Raw genomic sequence first — 604 nt, 5'->3', positions numbered from 1 at the left:
CATGGCTGACAGCTTTGAGCAATGTTTGGCTAAATAAGGGTAATTAGTTGTAGTTTTGCGGATGAAATGTCTCTTTTACGTGATCTAGCAGTAAGAATTACAACCTTTGGCAAGACGAACCTTTTCTATAAAAGGAATTGAGATATCATTATCAATAATTAGCGGCTCAAAATAACCCTACTCACAAGAGCTACGGAAGGCCTATAGGGAGTTGAGTCGATATAAATTGATATATAAGGTTTTCGTCTTGCTTCGCCAACTTGTCCTGATTTTCTGGGGACTCTTCATATCATCTCAAGCATTTGCGCTGAACAACGCAAATGCCATCTTTTACCCTTTGCCTACTCAGGTTAAGGGCACTTTTATTGCTGCGAAAAAATTGTTCTTGGGCGAGCAAGGTGGGCTATGGATTCATGATGTACATGGCCGCGTTCTTTTTTATGACGGCCAGAATGTTCTGCCAAAATCAGGCAGTTTTTTGCAAACGACTGCAAAGCAGCTTGCGTATCATCAAGGGTCATTCTGGACCTTTGTCGAAAATGAGGTTTATCAGACCTACCCAAACAAAGAAAGGCAGTTGGTCTTTAGCCTTAACCCCGGGTCG

The 604-nt window shown here is 41.9% G+C and carries 1 pseudogene; it reads left to right on the top strand.

The annotated features are described in order from the left end of the window. Positions 1-247: 247 nt before the first annotated feature. Positions 248-604: pseudogene (locus R7Z47_RS25730) on the top strand (AraC family transcriptional regulator); the annotation flags it as partial.

It is taken from the genome of Vibrio sp. 1641, from assembly GCF_033339995.1.
Taxonomy (GTDB): Bacteria; Pseudomonadota; Gammaproteobacteria; order Enterobacterales; family Vibrionaceae; genus Vibrio; species Vibrio alginolyticus.
This window is presented reverse-complemented; position numbering and strand designations above follow the sequence as displayed.